This window comes from Agrococcus lahaulensis DSM 17612 (genome assembly GCF_000425105.1).
Lineage (GTDB): Bacteria > Actinomycetota > Actinomycetes > Actinomycetales > Microbacteriaceae > Agrococcus > Agrococcus lahaulensis.
The window spans coordinates 294,147-309,259 of the sequence record NZ_KE384303.1; the positions used below are offsets into that span (position 1 = coordinate 294,147).

A 15,113-nucleotide genomic window follows, 5' to 3' on the forward strand; every position below is an offset into this window, starting at 1 on the left:
CGCGCCGCCACGGCAAAGGAGCCACCGTGACCGACACGCCCCTGTACAAGCTCGATCCCGCTCCGCAGGGCGAGCACCACTACGCCGGCCCGACCCGCCTCGAGCGCGACTCGCTCGGCGAGCTGCCGGTGCCCGCCGAGGCGTACTGGGGCATCCACACCGAGCGCGCGCTCATCAACTTCCCGATCACGGGCCGCTCCATCTCGGTCTACTCCGACCTCGTGAACGCGCTCGCGGTCGTCAAGCAGGCGTGCGCGCGCGCCAACCGCGAGATCGGCGTGCTCGACCCCGACAAGGCGGAGCTCATCGACCGCGTCTGCATCCGCATCCGCGGCGGAGAGCTGCACGACCAGTTCAAGGTCGGCGTCATCCAGGGCGGCGCGGGCACCTCGACGAACATGAACACGAACGAGGTGATCGCGAACGCGTGCCTCGTCGAGCTCGGCCGCAAGAAGGGCGAGTACGAGCACTTCCACCCGATCGACGACGTCAACCGCTCGCAGTCGACGAACGACACCTACCCGACGTCGATCAAGGTCGCGATGGCGTTCACGCTCCGGCGCCTGCTCGACGAGCTCGCGAGGCTCGCGGATGCGTTCGACCGCAAGGCGGTCGAGTTCCGGGACGTGCTCAAGGTCGGCCGCACGCAGCTGCAGGACGCGGTGCCGATGACGCTCGGGCAGGAGTTCCGCGGCTTCGCCGTGACGCTGCGCGAGGACCACGACCGCCTCGAGGAGACGATCAAGTGGCTCGGCGAGGTCAACCTCGGCGCCACCGCGATCGGCACCGGCATCACCGCCGACCCGCGCTACGCCGAGGCCGCCTCCCGCCACCTCGCCGAGCTCACGGGGCTCCCGATCGTGCCGGCCGCCGACCTCATCGAGGCGACGAGCGACACGGGCGTGTTCATGCTCGTCTCCGGCACGCTCAAGCGCGCCGCGGTCAAGCTCTCGAAGATCTGCAACGACCTCCGACTGCTCTCCTCGGGCCCGCAGGCGGGCTTCGGCGAGATCTTCCTGCCCGCGAAGCAGGCCGGGTCGTCGATCATGCCCGGCAAGGTCAACCCCGTCATCCCCGAGGTCGTCAACCAGGTCGCGTTCGCCGTCATCGGCTCCGACGCGACCGTGACCGCCGCCTCCGAGGGCGGGCAGCTGCAGCTCAACGCGTTCGAGCCCGTCATCGCGCACTCGATCCTGCAGAGCCTGCACTGGATGACGCAGGCGTGCCTCACGCTCCGCGTCAACTGCGTCGACGGCATCGAGGCGAACCGCGAGCGGCTCGACCTCATGGTCGGCAGCTCCGTCGGCGTCGTCACCGCGCTCACCCCCTACCTCGGCTACGCGGCCTCCGCGCAGCTCGCCAAGGAGGCGCTCACGGGCCACAAGTCGATCGCCGACCTCGTGGTCGAGGCGGGCCTCATGGAGCGCGAGCGCGTCGAGAAGCTGCTCGAGCCCGCGCGACTGTCGGGACTGCACCCGGCGACGGCGGCGATCCCGGTGATCCTGCCCGACGACGAGGGCTGATCGCCAGGGTCGCTCCTCGTCAGCAGCAGCGCTCGGTACGCTCGCCGGGTGAACGCCACCACGTCGTCGCTCTCGCCCCTGCGACGCAAGCAGGGCCCGAGCGCCGGGCTCGTGCTCGGCCTGGTCGGGATCGGCGTGCTCGCGCTCGCCTCCTTCGTCGTCATCTGGTTCCTCGGCGGCGCGATCGGCAGCCCGCTGCTCGTCGCGGTGTCGGGCGTCATGGCGCTCGTGCCGCTCGGCTTCGTGCTGTGGGCGGTGCTGGCGATCGACCGCTGGGAGCCCGAGCCGCGCGTGGCGCTGTGGTTCGCTGCGCTGTGGGGCGGCATCGCCGCGGTGCTGCTGACCCTCGCGCTCAACGGCTTCGTGCTCGAGCCGCTCGTCGCGCCCCTCCTGCGGACCGCCGAGCAGTACGAGCTCTACGCGACGGTCATCCAGGCGCCGGTGACGGAGGAGCTGTGGAAGGGCGTGCCGGTCGCGATCATGTTCCTCTTCTTCCGGCGCAGCTTCGACGGCCCGGTCGACGGCGTCGTGATCGCGGCGCTGTCGGCGGCGGGCTTCGCCTTCACCGAGAACATCCTCTACTTCGGCACCTCGCTCGCCGAGAGCGGCGACGGCTCCTTCATCTTCTTCCTGCGTGGCATCATGAGCCCGCTCACGCACGCGATCTTCACCGCGGTCGGCATCGGGCTCGCGCTCGGCTTCGCCGCGCGGCTGCGCTCGCGCTGGTGGATCCTCGTCGCGGGGCCCGCCGGCTGGTTCGTCTCCGCGGCGCTCCACGCGCTCTGGAACTCCGCGAGCTGGTGGGTGCCGGGCGGCACCGTGGGCTTCTTCGTCTACTACCTCGTCGTGCAGGTGCCGCTGTGCGTGCTCGCGGCGGTCGCGGTGTGGCTGCTGCTGCGGCAGGAGATCAAGCTCACGAGGCTGCGCCTCGACGACTACGGCCGCGCCGGCTGGTTCTCGAGCGAGGAGGTCGACCGGCTCGCCTCGAGCGAGGGCCGCGCGGCGCTCAGGGAGTGGGCGCGCTCGCGCGGCCTGCGCAGGTCGATGCGGGACTACATCCAGACGGCCACGCGGCTCGCCAACCACCGGCAGCACGCGCTGCTCGGCCGCGAGCGCGCCCGATCGCGGCTCGTCGCGGACGAGGCGACGCTGCTCGCCGACCTCATGCACCACCGCCGCACCATGGCGAGCGCGGCGGTCGGCCGACCGGTGCCGCTCGCGTCGGGCGAGCGGATGCCCGTCGGGCAGGGGCCCGTGCAGCGCTACGGCGCCATGCCGCCTCGACCGCCGCGCCCCTGACCTGGTAGCATCGTGAGGTTGCCGTTGACCGGCCGCGGATCCAGAGCGCTCATGCATCGGGCATGGGCACCGCGCTGCGAGGAGAGAGGGGTTCCGCATGGGCCTGAATGCAGAGATCAAGAAGTCCATCATCGAGGAGTTCGCCACCCACGAGGGTGACACCGGGAGCCCCGAGGTGCAGGTCGCGATGCTGTCGCGCCGCATCAAGGACCTCACCGAGCACCTGAAGACGCACAAGCACGACCACCACTCGCGTCGTGGCCTGCTGCTGCTCGTGGGTCAGCGCCGTCGCCTGCTCGGCTACCTCCAGGACGTCGACATCGAGCGCTACCGCTCGCTGATCGAGCGACTGGGCCTCCGCCGCTAGTCCGGCTTCGAGCGCTTCACGACAGGGCCGTCCCCACCGGGGGCGGCCCTTCGTCGTGCGTCCTGCCGTTCGGGGGTTGCGTGCGGTAGCCTTGGCGAGACCGCGAGTCGCGGTCGTCGTGCGCCCATTCGCACCCGCTCAGAGCTGGTCGTTGGTGGAGGGCGGCGAAGCATCCTTCGACGCTCTCCACTGATGACCACTCCGCGCAAGGCGAAGCGCACGACTGACATGTCGTGCCCCCGCAGGGCACAGGAGAGGAGAGGCCTTCATGGAAGGTCCTGAGATCACATTCGCCGAGGCCGTCATCGACAACGGCCGCTTCGGAACCCGCACCGTCCGCTTCGAGACCGGCCGCCTCGCGCAGCAGGCGCAGGGCTCGGCCGTCGCGTACATCGACGAGGAGACGATGCTGCTGAGCGCCACGAGCGTCTCGAAGCACCCCAAGGACTCGTTCGACTTCTTCCCGCTCACGGTGGACGTCGAGGAGCGCATGTACGCAGCGGGCCGCATCCCCGGCTCGTTCTTCCGTCGCGAGGGCCGCCCCTCGACCGACGCGATCCTCACGTGCCGCCTCATCGACCGGCCGCTGCGCCCCTCGTTCGTCGAGGGCCTCCGCAACGAGGTGCAGGTCGTCATCACGGTGCTCTCGATCGAGCCCGACGAGCTCTACGACGTGCTCGCCATCAACGCCGCATCCATGTCGACGCAGCTCTCCGGCCTGCCGTTCGACGGCCCGATCGGCGGCGTGCGCGTCGCGCTCATCGACGGCCAGTGGGTCGCGTTCCCGAAGCACTCGCAGCTCGAGCAGGCCGTGTTCAACATGGTCGTCGCCGGTCGCGTCGTCACCGCTGCCGACGGCAGCGAGGACGTCGCGATCATGATGGTCGAGGCCGAGGCGACCGACAGCGCCTGGAGCCTCATCGAGGGCGGCGCGCAGAAGCCGACCGAGGAGGTCGTCGCCGAGGGCCTCGAGGCCTCGAAGCCGTTCATCAAGCAGCTCGTCGCCGCCCAGGAGGAGGTCGCGAAGACCGCCGCCAAGGAGACGCAGCAGTACCCGCTGTTCCCGCCGTACTCGGACGAGGCCCTCGCGGCGGTCCGCGAGCTCGCGATCGAGCGCCTCGCGGAGGTGTACCGCATCGCCGACAAGCTCGAGCGCCAGGCGGCCGACGACCAGCTCAAGGAGCAGGTCAAGCAGCAGATCAACGAGCGCATCGAGCGCGGCGAGCTCGAGGCCGTCATCGCGACGCAGGTCTCGGGCGCCTACAAGGCGGTCACGAAGGAGGTCGTCCGCGGACGCATCCTCACCGATGGCATCCGCATCGACGGTCGCGGCCCTGCCGACATCCGTCCGCTCGACGCCGAGGTCGCGGTCGTGCCGCGCGTGCACGGCTCCGCGATCTTCCAGCGCGGCGAGACGCAGATCATGGGCATCACGACGCTGAACATGCTCAAGCTCGAGCAGCAGATCGACTCGCTGAGCCCGGTGACGAGCAAGCGCTACATGCACAACTACAACTTCCCGCCGTACTCGACGGGCGAGACGGGCCGCGTCGGCAGCCCGAAGCGCCGCGAGATCGGCCACGGCGCGCTCGCCGAGCGGGCGATCGTGCCCGTGCTGCCGAGCCGCGAGGAGTTCCCCTACGCGATCCGCCAGGTCTCCGAGGCGCTCGGCTCGAACGGCTCGACGTCGATGGGCTCGGTGTGCGCCTCGACGCTCTCGCTGCTCAACGCCGGCGTGCCGCTCAAGGCGCCCGTCGCGGGCATCGCGATGGGCCTCGTGACCGACGAGGTCGACGGCGAGACGCGCTACGCGGCGCTCACGGACATCCTCGGCGCCGAGGACGCGCTCGGCGACATGGACTTCAAGGTCGCCGGCACGCCCGACTTCATCACCGCGATCCAGCTCGACACGAAGCTCTCGGGCATCCCCGCCTCGGTGCTGGCCGGCGCGCTCACGCAGGCGAAGGAGGCGCGCACGAAGATCCTCGAGGTCCTGGGCGCCGCCATCGACGCTCCCGACGAGATGGCGCCCACGGCGCCGCGCGTCATCAGCGTGCAGATCCCGATCGACAAGATCGGCGAGCTCATCGGCCCCAAGGGCAAGACGATCAACCAGATCCAGGACGACACGGGCGCCCAGATCTCGATCGAGGACACCGGCATCGTCTACATCGGCGCGGTCGACGGTCCCTCGGCGGAGGCCGCGCGCGCCGCGGTCAACGCGATCGCCAACCCGCTCAACCCCGAGCTCGGCGAGCGCTACCTCGGCACGGTCGTGAAGACCGCGTCGTTCGGCGCGTTCGTCTCGCTGCTGCCGGGTCGCGACGGCCTGCTGCACGTGACCGCCATGCGGGCGCTCAACGGCGGCAAGCGCATCGAGAACGTCGACGACGTGGTCTCGATCGGCCAGAAGATCCAGGTGGAGATCACCAAGATCGACGACCGCGGCAAGCTCTCGCTCGAGGTCGTCGACGACTCGGAGCCCGTGGCCCCGGTCGCGGCGAAGAGCGACGACGCCGACTCGTCCGTCTCGTCGGTCTCCTCGGTCTCGGCCGAGTAGTCACCGCTCCCGAGAAGCCCTCGCCCCTTGCCGGGGCGGGGGCTTCTCGCATGCCGCGGCCGTAGACTGGCCGGATGCCTGCTGTCCCCCTCCCGCTCGACGTCCCCGAGATCGCCGTCGCCGCGGCAGGCGGCGCGGTCGTGCGCCGCAGCGTGCTGCCGAGCGGCGTGCGCGTGCTCACCGAGCAGATGCCGGGCGCGCTGAGCGCGACGGTCGGGTACTGGGTGCCGGTGGGCTCGCGCGACGAGACGGGCGATGCGCGCGGCTCGACCCACTTCCTCGAGCACCTGCTCTTCAAGGGCACCCGCTCGCGCTCCGCCTTCGACATCGCGGTCGCGTTCGACGAGGTCGGCGGCGAGCACAACGCGCTCACCGCCAAGGAGCACACGTGCTACTACGCGAAGGTGCGCGACGTCGACCTGCCGATGGCGATCGACGTGCTCGCCGACATGCTCACGTCGTCGCTGCTCGACGCCGACGAGTTCGAGCACGAGCGCGAGGTCATCCTCGAGGAGCTCGCGATGGCCGACGACGACCCCGCGGACGTCGCGGGGGAGCGGCTGAGCGAGCTCGTCCACGGCGCCGAGACGCCGCTCGGCCGCCCGATCGGCGGCACGCCCGACTCGATCCGCGCCGTCTCGCGCGACCGGGTCGCCGAGCACTACGCCGAGCACTACGCCCCGCGCGACCTCGTCGTCACGATCGCCGGCGCCGTCGACCACGACACGGCCGTCGAGCAGCTGCAGGAGGCGCTCTCCCGCTACGGCTGGTCGCTCGACGCAGCCGCGCCGCGCGAGCGCCGCAGCCGCGAGCTCGCCGCGCCCGGCACCGGCGGGCTCACGGTCGTCGCCCGGCCGCTCGAGCAGGTCAACCTCATGATCGGCATGCCCGGGCTCACCGCATCCGACCCCCGCCGCAGCACGATGGCCGTGCTCAACGCGGTGCTCGGTGCGGGGATGTCGTCGCGACTGTTCCAGGAGATCCGCGAGAAGCGCGGCCTCGCCTACTCCGTCTACTCGTTCGCCTCGGGCTACGCCGACGCTGGGCTCGTCGGCCTCGCCGCGGCGTGCGCGCCCCGGAAGACGCTCGAGGTCGCCTCGCTCATGGTGGGCGAGCTCGAGCGGCTCGCCGACGGCGCGAGCGACGACGAGCTGCGCCGCGCGAAGGGCCAGCTCGCCGGCGGCTCGGCGCTCGCGCTCGAGGACACCGACACGCGGATGTCGCGGCTCGGCCGCGCGGAGCTCACGCTCGGCGAGTTCCTCGACATCGACGCGACGCTCGAGCGCATCGAGCGCGTGACCGACGCCGACGTGCGTGCGCTCGCCGCCGAGCTCGCCGGCGGACCGCGCTCGATCTCGGCGGTCGGACAGGCTCCGGAAGGGCTCGAGCGGCTCGTCGTGTCCCCCGATGGCGCTACGGTGGGAGTGGCGGACCCCACCGCCCGCTGATCACGAAGGGCGCTCCAGCGCGCCCGCGCACGACCTGGGCGCGACGCTGCGCCCGCGGAAGGACCCCATGGCGCACCTGCTCTACCTCGTCCGGCACGGAGAGCAGCTCGACGCGGAGCACGGCGTCGAGGACGGCCGGCTCTCGGGCCGGGGGGTGCGGCAGGCGCACGCGATCGCGCAGCGGCTGTCGGGCGTCGTCTTCGACCAGGCGTGGACGTCGCCGCTGCAACGCGCGACCGAGACGGCCGCGATCATGCAGGAGCGGCTGCCGGCGGTGGAGTTCGAGAAGTCGGCGCTCCTGCTCGACTGCATCCCCTCGGGGCTCGAGGAGGACACGCCCGTCGGCTTCCACGGCTTCCTCAAGGCCGTCCGGCCCGCGGAGGTCGAGGCGGGCTCGGCGCAGATGCAGGATGCGATGGCGCAGTGGCTGCGCCCGTCGCGCGGCGACGTCAACGAGCTGCTCGTCACCCACAACTTCGTCATCGGCTGGTTCGTGCGCGAGGTCATGCAGTCGCCGAACTGGCAGTGGATGGCGCTCAACCAGGCGAACTGCGGGCTCACGATCATCCGCCGCCGCACCGGCAAGCCGCCGCAGCTGCTCGTGCACAACGACCTCGGCCACCTGCCGCCCGAGGACCGCACGGGCCTCCCGATCCCGCAGCCGTACTAGCCGCCACCGCTGGCTGAGCCGGTCCGCGCTCTCTCCGCTGGCTGAGCCGCTGCGCGCCGAAGGCGCACAGCGTGTCGAAGCCTCGCCGCGCAGCAGTCGGCTTCGACACGGTCAGCGCGCTCACGCGCGCGGACCGGCTCAGCCGGCCTGTGGGGCGACAACCGCCTTGCGGAACCAGGTCGTCGCGTTCGGGTTGTCGTTGTAGGCGGGGATCGACTCGTAGCCGCGCGTCACGTAGAGGCGGTTCGCCGGCCCGAGGGCCGCGTTCGTGTCGAGCACGACCTCGCTCGCGCCGAGCTCGACCGCGCGCGCCTCGAGCGCCTGGAGCAGCGCGGCGCCGGTGCCGCGGCCGCGGCCGGCCGGGGCGACGTAGAGGTGCTTGACCTCGAAGCGCGACGGGCTCAGCCGACGCAGGGCACCGCATCCGATCGCCCGGTCGCCGTCCCACGCGACGAGGAACGCGCCCTCGGGCGCGCGGAGCGTCGCCGGGTCGGCGGGCTTCGGCGTGTAGGCGCCGCCGACGAACGTGATCGCGCGATCGGCGAAGTAGGCCTGCAGGAGCGACTGGGCGAGCTCGGACGCGGGGTCCTCGAGGCGGATGTCGGCGTGCACCGGTCCACTGTACGGGCGCGCGGCGAGCGCGCTGCGGCCATCGCCCGAGCCGTAGGCTGGAGGGCATGGCATCGACGAGGCGCATCGGGATCGCGGGCGCGACCGGCAGGCTCGGATCGCTCGCGCTGCGGCTCGTGCGCGACGCCGGCGACCTCGAGCCGGTCGAGCTCGACGTGCGCGAAGGGCTCGAGCTCGACGGGATCGACGTCGTCTTCGACGCGACCGTGCTGGGCGCGAGCCAGCAGCTCGTCGACGCCGCGCTCGACGCGAGCGTGCCCGTCGTCGTCGCGACGAGCGGCTGGACGGAGGAGCGCATCGAGGCGCTCCGCGCCCGAGGCGCCGAGCGCATCCGCATCGTCCCCAACTTCTCGCTCGGGAGCGTGCTCGAGACGCACCTCGCGACGATCGCCGCGCGCCACTTCACCGCCGTCGAGGTCGTCGAGGCGCACCACGACCGCAAGCGCGACGCGCCGAGCGGCACCGCGACGCGCACCGCAGAGGCGATCGGCGCCGTGCGCGGCTTCGCGCCCGCGACCCCCGACGAGCCGGGCCGCGGCACCGTGATCGCGGGCGTGCCGGTGCACGCGCTGCGGCTGCCCGGTGTCGTCGCGCGCCAGGAGGTCATCTTCGGCGGTACGGGGGAGACGCTGACGATCCGCCACGACACGACGTCGAGCGACTCGTACGCCGCCGGCATCCTGCTCGCGCTCCGCGCCGAGGCGCAGCCGGGCGTGACGGTCGGCATCGGCGACCTGCTGGGGCTCTCGTGACCGACCGGCCCGCGGCGCGCTCGAGCGCGCGGAAGGGCTTCGCCCTCGCGATGGCGGCCGTGCTCGCGCTCTACGTCGTGCTCGCCGGCAGCCGCGCCGTGCAGTTCATCGCGACCGGGCAGCCGCTCGCGATCGCCGTCGGCGTCGCGCTCATCGTCTTCTTCCTCATCGGCGCGTGGGCGCTCGCGCGCGAGGTCGTCTTCGGCGTCCAGCTCGACCGCGCCGTGCGCGAGCTCGCGGCCGCGGGCGGCATGCCGCAGCCCCTGCCCGGCACGCCCTCGGGCCGCGCCGACCGGGAGGCCGCCGAGGGCGCGTTCCCGGTCGCGAAGGCCGACGTCGAGGCGCACCCCGAGTCGTGGCAGTCGTGGCTGCGGCTGTCGATGGCCTACGACGCGGCGCGCGACCGTCGGCGCGCGCGCATGGCGGCGCGCACGGCGCTCTCGCTCCGCAGGACGGCACCCCAGGAGGCACCATGAGTGGAGGCACCGTGACCGCGCACCCCTACGAGGAGCTGCTCGCCGACGTGATGGCGAACGGGCGGCACAAGGGCGATCGCACCGGCACCGGCACCCGGTCGGTGTTCGGCCGGCAGCTGCGCTTCGACCTCGCCGAGGGGTTCCCGCTCATCACCACGAAGCGCGTGCACTTCAAGTCGCTCGCGCTCGAGCTGCTGTGGTTCCTGCGCGGCGAGTCGAACGTGCGCTGGCTGCAGGAGCGCGGCGTCACGATCTGGGACGAGTGGGCGGACGCGGATGGGGAGCTCGGCCCGGTCTACGGGGTGCAGTGGCGCTCGTGGCCGGCGCGAGACGGCGGCACGATCGACCAGATCGCGCAGGTCGTCGAGTCGATCCGCTCGAACCCCGACTCGCGCCGGCACATCGTGTCGGCGTGGAACCCCGCCGACATCCCCGACATGGCGCTCGCCCCGTGCCACGCGCTCTTCCAGTTCGACGTCACCGACGGCCGGCTCTCGTGCCAGCTCTACCAGCGCTCGGCCGACATGTTCCTCGGGGTGCCGTTCAACATCGCGAGCTACGCGCTCCTGACGCACATGATCGCGCAGCAGACGGGTCTCGAGGTGGGCGACTTCATCTGGACCGGCGGCGACTGCCACGTCTACGACAACCACGTCGAGCAGGTCGAGCGGCAGCTCTCCCGCGAGCCGTACCCGCTCCCGACGCTGCGCATCCGCCGACGGCCCGAGGGCATCCTCGACTACGAGCTCGACGACTTCCAGGTCGTCGACTACCGGCACCACCCGGGCATCAAGGCGCCGGTCGCGGTCTAGATGATCGGCATGATCTGGGCCCAGGCCCGCGGCGGCGTGATCGGCGACGCGGGGGACATGCCGTGGTCGCTCCCCGAGGACATGGCGCGCTTCAAGGCGATCACGATGGGCCACCCGGTCGTCATGGGCCGGCGCACCTGGGAGTCGTTCCCGCCGCGCTACCGGCCCCTGCCGGGGCGCGAGAACATCGTCATCACCTCGAGCGACGACTTCGTCGCACCCGGCGCCCGCGTCGTCTCGAGCCTCGACGAGGCGCTCGCCGCGGCGCTCGCGATCGACGACGAGGTGTGGATCGTCGGCGGCGGTCGCGTCTACCGCGACGCGATGACGCGCGCCGACCGGCTCGAGATCACCGACATCGAGCTCGACGCGAGCGGCGACACGACGGCGCCCGTGCCGGATGCGTCGTGGCGCGTGGTGATGCGCGACCCGGCCGAGGGATGGCACGCGAGCCGCACCGGGCTGCGATTCGCGTATCGCACCCTCGAGCGACGGGCGGAGAGGCCGCGCGAGCGGCACGGTAGCCTGGTCGAGTGAACCCCAATCCCTTCGGCCAGGTGCTCGTCGCGCTCGTGACGCCGTTCTCGGCCGACGGCGAGGTCGCCTGGGACGACGTCGAGCGGCTCATCGACGACGTCGTGACGCACGGCGCCGACGGCATCGTCGTCTCCGGCACGACCGGCGAGACGTCGACGCTCACCGACCCGGAGAAGATCCGGCTCGTCGAGGTCGCGAAGGCGGTCGCGGGCGACCGCGCGAAGGTCATCCAGGGCGGCGGCTCGAACGAGACCGCGCACGCGATCGACCTCTACCGCCAGGCGGAGCGGGCCGGCGCCGACGGCGTCATGATCGTCACGCCGTACTACAACAAGCCGACGCAGGCTGGCGTGCTGACGCACTTCCGGCTCATCGCCGACGCGACCGACCTGCCGGTGATCCTCTACGACATCCCGGGCCGCTCGGGCATCCCGATCCGCTACGAGACGCTCCTGCGCGCCGCGAAGCACCCGAACATCCTCGCCGTGAAGGACGCCAAGGGCGACTTCGCCGAGGTGAGCCGCGTGCTCAACCAGACCGACCTGCTCTATTTCTCCGGCGACGACGCGAACGTGCTCCCGCACCTCGCGATCGGCGCCGCCGGCCTCATCGGCGTCACGGCGAACATCGCACCGAAGCCCTACCGGACGATGGTCGACGCGGTGAACGCGGGCGACCTCCGCACCGCGATGGCGCAGCACCAGGCGCTCGAGCCGCTCGTCCGCGCGACGATGACGCACGTGCCCGGCACCGTCTCGACGAAGTACATCCTGCACGGCCTCGGCCGCATCGGCAGCCCGCGCGTGCGCCTGCCGCTCGTGGGTCCCGAGGACGCCGAGGCGGCCCTCATCGAGGACGAGCTCGCGCTCGTCGCGGGCGTCGACGGGCTCGACCTGAGCCGCTTCCGCCCCGACCGCAACGCCGCCGCGGGCGGCGCCCTGCCGAAGGTGCACGGCACGACGCGCTGAGCGCGAGAGCCCGTGGTCGCATCCACCCCAGATCTTCCCGCGCGCGAGGAGCGCGCACCCCACATCCGCTCGCCCCGTGCGAGCCGCATATGAAGGAGGCCCATTGACGGCCATCACCCAGCCCCCCGCGCTCGCGGCGGGCACCCTCCGCTTCTTCCCGCTCGGCGGCCTCGGCGAGGTCGGCCGCAACATGACGGTGTACGAGCAGGACGGCAAGCTGCTCATCGTCGACTGCGGCGTGCTCTTCCCCGAGGAGCACCAGCCCGGCGTCGACCTCGTGCTGCCCGACTTCGGTCCGATCCGCGATCGCCTCGACGACGTCGTCGCCGTCGTGCTCACGCACGGCCACGAGGACCACATCGGCGCCGTGCCCTACCTCCTGCGGCTCAAGGCCGACATCCCCCTGCTCGGCTCGCAGCTCACGCTCGCGCTCGTCGAGGCGAAGCTCAAGGAGCACCGCATCCGCCCCTTCACCCACACGGTGAAGGAGGGCCAGGTCGAGCAGCTCGGCCCGTTCGAGACCGAGTTCGTCGCGGTCAACCACTCCATCCCCGACGCGCTCGCCGTCGCGATCCGCACGAGCGCGGGCCTCGTGCTCCACACGGGCGACTTCAAGATGGACCAGCTTCCGCTCGACGACCGCATCACCGACCTCCGCGCGTTCGCGCGGCTCGGCGAGGAGGGCGTGGATGCGTTCCTGGTCGACTCCACGAACGCCGACGTCCCCGGGTTCACGGCTCCCGAGCGCGAGATCGGCCCCGTCATCTCGCAGGTGATCGCGAAGACCTCCGGGCTCGTCGTCGTCGCCTCCTTCTCGAGCCACGTGCACCGCGTGCAGCAAGTGCTCGACGCGGCGCACGAGAACGGCCGCAAGGTCGCCTTCGTCGGCCGCTCGATGGTGCGCAACATGGGCATCGCGGCCGAGCTCGGCTACCTCAAGGTGCCCGACGGCGTCGTGGTGAGCCAGAAGGAGGCCGAGAACATGCCGCGCGAGCAGGTCGTCTTCATGTCGACCGGCTCGCAGGGCGAGCCGATGGCGGTGCTCAGCCGCATCGTCAACGGCGAGCACCGCATCGAGGTCGGCGAGGGCGACACCGTCATCCTCGCCTCGAGCCTCATCCCCGGCAACGAGAACGCCGTCTTCCGCGTCATCAACGGGCTCATGCAGCTCGGCGCGAAGGTCGTGCACAAGGGCTCGGCGAAGGTGCACGTCTCGGGCCACGCCTCGGCGGGCGAGCTGCTCTACTGCTACAACATCCTCAAGCCGCGGAACGTCGTGCCGGTGCACGGCGAGTACCGCCACCTGCACGCCGCGGCCTCGCTCGCGATCGACACGGGCGTGCCGCGCGAGCGCGCGTTCGTCGGCGAGAACGGCACCGTGTGGGACCTCGCGGACGGCGAGGTGACGGTCGCGGGCCAGCTCGAGATCGGCTTCGTCTACGTCGACGGCTCGTCCGTCGGCCGCATCGACGAGGCCGACCTCAAGGACCGCCGCATCCTCGCCGAGGAGGGCTTCATCTCGATCTTCGTCGCGGTCGAGCCGCAGACCGGCAAGGTGATCGTCGGCCCCGAGATCCACGCGCGCGGCTTCGCCGAGGACGACAAGGTCTTCGACGACATCCGCCCGAAGATCGTGAAGGCGCTCGCCGAGGCGGGCGAGCAGGGCGTGCGCGACCAGCACCAGTACCAGCAGGTCGTCCGCCGCACGGTGGGCCGCTGGGTGGGCACGCGCATCCGCCGCCGCCCGATGATCGTGCCGGTCGTCATCGAGGCGTAGCCGACACGTCGAGATCATCCTCGCGGGGGAGGGGCGAGCGCGCTCGCGTGCTCTAGCGTGACGAGCGAGGGCACGCAACGGATGCGCGCCGCCCCGCCCGAGAGGACGCCGCCGTGCCCGAGCAGGACCACACCGCCCCCGTCGAGCCGCCCGTCGTCGAGGCAGGGGGAGCGGCCGCCGTCCCGGCGCCGCTGCACGCCGAGCAGTCGGCGCACCGCCAGGCCCCGCCGCGCGAGGCGCGCGCGGCCGCGAAGCGGCAGGCGAAGCTCGAGCAGCTCGAGCGCTCGCGGCTGCGGAAGGCCGAGCGCGCCGCGCGCGGGCCCGGCGCGTGGCGCACGTGGGTGCTGCCCGTGCTCAAGCTCGCCGTGGGCGCGGCGATCGCGATCGCGCTCGTGAAGCTCGCGTTCTTCCCCGACGTCGAGGCGGTGAGCGCCGAGGACGGCCTCGTGCCCGGCGCCGCGTTCGAGGAGCCGCTCGCGACCGTCGAGCGCGGCTCGGTCGAGAACGCCGTCTCGATCGAGGGCATGATCGTGCCGGTCGAGGCGGTGCCGGTGCGCTCGACCCACGCGGGCACCGTCGCGCGCGTGAGCGCCGCCGACGGCGCGCAGGTCGCCGAGGGCGACGTGCTCTACACCGTGCGCGTCGAGACGCAGGGCGCGCCCGCGGCGGACGGCACCGTGCCGCCGCCCACCGCGCGCGTGCACAGCATCGTCGCGCCCGCCGCCGGCACCCTCACGGGCTTCGCCGTGCTCGTCGGCCAGAGCGTCGACGTCGCGGGGGAGACCGGCGCGGTGCAGCCGCCCGAGCACGTCGTGCGCGCGAGCCTCGGCGCTGCCGAGCAGTACCGGCTGACGACGCAGCCCGAGTCGGCGACCGTCACGATCGACGGCGGTCCGGCGCCCTTCGAGTGCGGCGCGGTCGCGATCGCCCAGCCGGTGGGCGAGCAGATCACGACGGGCGCGAGCGCGACCCTCACGTGCGCGGTGCCGGGCGACGTGCGCGTCTTCGTCGGCCTCGCCGCGAAGGTCGAGCTGAGCGCCGGCTCGGCGAGCGACGTGCTGCTGCTGCCGACGACCGCCGTGCTCGGGAGCGCCGAGACCGGCATCGCGTACCGGCCCGGCGCCGACGGCGCGCCGGAGGAGGTGCCGGTCGAGCTCGGGCTGAGCGACGGCCGCATGGTCGAGGTGCGCGCGGGGCTCTCGGAGGGGGATGCCGTGCTGCAGTTCGTGCCGGGCGCCGCCGACCCGTGCGCCGACCCGATGACGGCCGATCCCATGCTGTGCGGGTTCTGATG

General features: G+C 72.3%; 14 protein-coding genes. 13 read left to right on the forward strand and 1 reads right to left on the reverse strand.

The window, feature by feature from the left end:
- Positions 1-41 precede the first annotated feature (41 nt).
- The 6 genes from H508_RS15945 to H508_RS0110825 all read left to right on the forward strand — a co-directional run bounded on the left by H508_RS15945 (position 42) and on the right by H508_RS0110825 (position 7,867).
- Positions 42-1,523 (forward strand): aspartate ammonia-lyase, encoded by a 1,482-nt coding sequence (locus H508_RS15945; RefSeq protein ID WP_051223361.1) that lies wholly within the window; start codon positions 42-44, stop codon positions 1,521-1,523.
- Between the two features lie 48 nt (positions 1,524-1,571).
- On the forward strand, positions 1,572-2,822 hold the full coding sequence (locus H508_RS15950) for a PrsW family intramembrane metalloprotease (RefSeq protein ID WP_051223274.1): 1,251 nt from the start codon (positions 1,572-1,574) through the stop codon (positions 2,820-2,822).
- Between the two features lie 97 nt (positions 2,823-2,919).
- Positions 2,920-3,189, forward strand: a complete 270-nt coding sequence (gene rpsO, locus H508_RS0110810) for a 30S ribosomal protein S15 (protein WP_021011779.1) — start codon at positions 2,920-2,922, stop codon at positions 3,187-3,189.
- 268 nt (positions 3,190-3,457) lie between these two features.
- Complete coding sequence (locus H508_RS0110815) at positions 3,458-5,749, forward strand: polyribonucleotide nucleotidyltransferase (RefSeq protein ID WP_026374068.1); 2,292 nt, start codon at positions 3,458-3,460, stop codon at positions 5,747-5,749.
- Positions 5,750-5,823: 74 nt separating this feature from the next.
- Positions 5,824-7,197 (forward strand): M16 family metallopeptidase, encoded by a 1,374-nt coding sequence (locus H508_RS15955; protein WP_021011781.1) that lies wholly within the window; start codon positions 5,824-5,826, stop codon positions 7,195-7,197.
- 67 nt (positions 7,198-7,264) lie between these two features.
- A complete protein-coding gene (locus H508_RS0110825) occupies positions 7,265-7,867 on the forward strand; it encodes a histidine phosphatase family protein (protein WP_026374069.1) in 603 nt (200 codons plus the stop codon).
- A 138-nt stretch (positions 7,868-8,005) separates the two neighbouring features.
- Here the strand turns inward: H508_RS0110825 and H508_RS15960 are convergent, their stop codons facing one another.
- Complete coding sequence (locus H508_RS15960; RefSeq protein ID WP_245569509.1) at positions 8,006-8,479, reverse strand: GNAT family N-acetyltransferase; 474 nt, start codon at positions 8,477-8,479, stop codon at positions 8,006-8,008.
- A gap of 65 nt (positions 8,480-8,544) precedes the next feature.
- Between H508_RS15960 and dapB the strand changes: the two genes are divergently transcribed.
- From dapB to H508_RS15970, 7 genes are all read left to right on the forward strand, one after another.
- Positions 8,545-9,249 (forward strand): 4-hydroxy-tetrahydrodipicolinate reductase, encoded by a 705-nt coding sequence (gene dapB, locus H508_RS0110835; RefSeq protein ID WP_026374070.1) that lies wholly within the window; start codon positions 8,545-8,547, stop codon positions 9,247-9,249.
- A complete protein-coding gene (locus H508_RS0110840; RefSeq protein ID WP_245569510.1) occupies positions 9,246-9,725 on the forward strand; it encodes a hypothetical protein in 480 nt (159 codons plus the stop codon). The genes dapB and H508_RS0110840 overlap by 4 nt, the downstream gene beginning before the upstream one ends.
- A complete protein-coding gene (locus H508_RS0110845) occupies positions 9,722-10,537 on the forward strand; it encodes a thymidylate synthase (protein ID WP_026374072.1) in 816 nt (271 codons plus the stop codon). The genes H508_RS0110840 and H508_RS0110845 overlap by 4 nt, the downstream gene beginning before the upstream one ends.
- A gap of 9 nt (positions 10,538-10,546) precedes the next feature.
- Positions 10,547-11,074 carry a dihydrofolate reductase gene (locus H508_RS15965; RefSeq protein WP_035254895.1) on the forward strand — a complete coding sequence of 176 codons (528 nt, stop codon included), beginning with the start codon at positions 10,547-10,549 and terminating at the stop codon, positions 11,072-11,074.
- Positions 11,071-12,042 (forward strand): 4-hydroxy-tetrahydrodipicolinate synthase, encoded by a 972-nt coding sequence (dapA, locus tag H508_RS0110855; protein ID WP_035254761.1) that lies wholly within the window; start codon positions 11,071-11,073, stop codon positions 12,040-12,042. Before H508_RS15965 ends, dapA begins: the two co-directional genes overlap by 4 nt.
- 103 nt (positions 12,043-12,145) lie before the next feature.
- Positions 12,146-13,819, forward strand: coding sequence for a ribonuclease J (locus H508_RS0110860; protein WP_021011789.1), 1,674 nt, complete (start codon positions 12,146-12,148; stop codon positions 13,817-13,819).
- A gap of 113 nt (positions 13,820-13,932) precedes the next feature.
- Positions 13,933-15,111: an efflux RND transporter periplasmic adaptor subunit gene (locus tag H508_RS15970; RefSeq protein WP_051223278.1), complete on the forward strand. Its 1,179-nt coding sequence runs from the start codon at positions 13,933-13,935 to the stop codon at positions 15,109-15,111.
- Positions 15,112-15,113 lie beyond the last annotated feature (2 nt).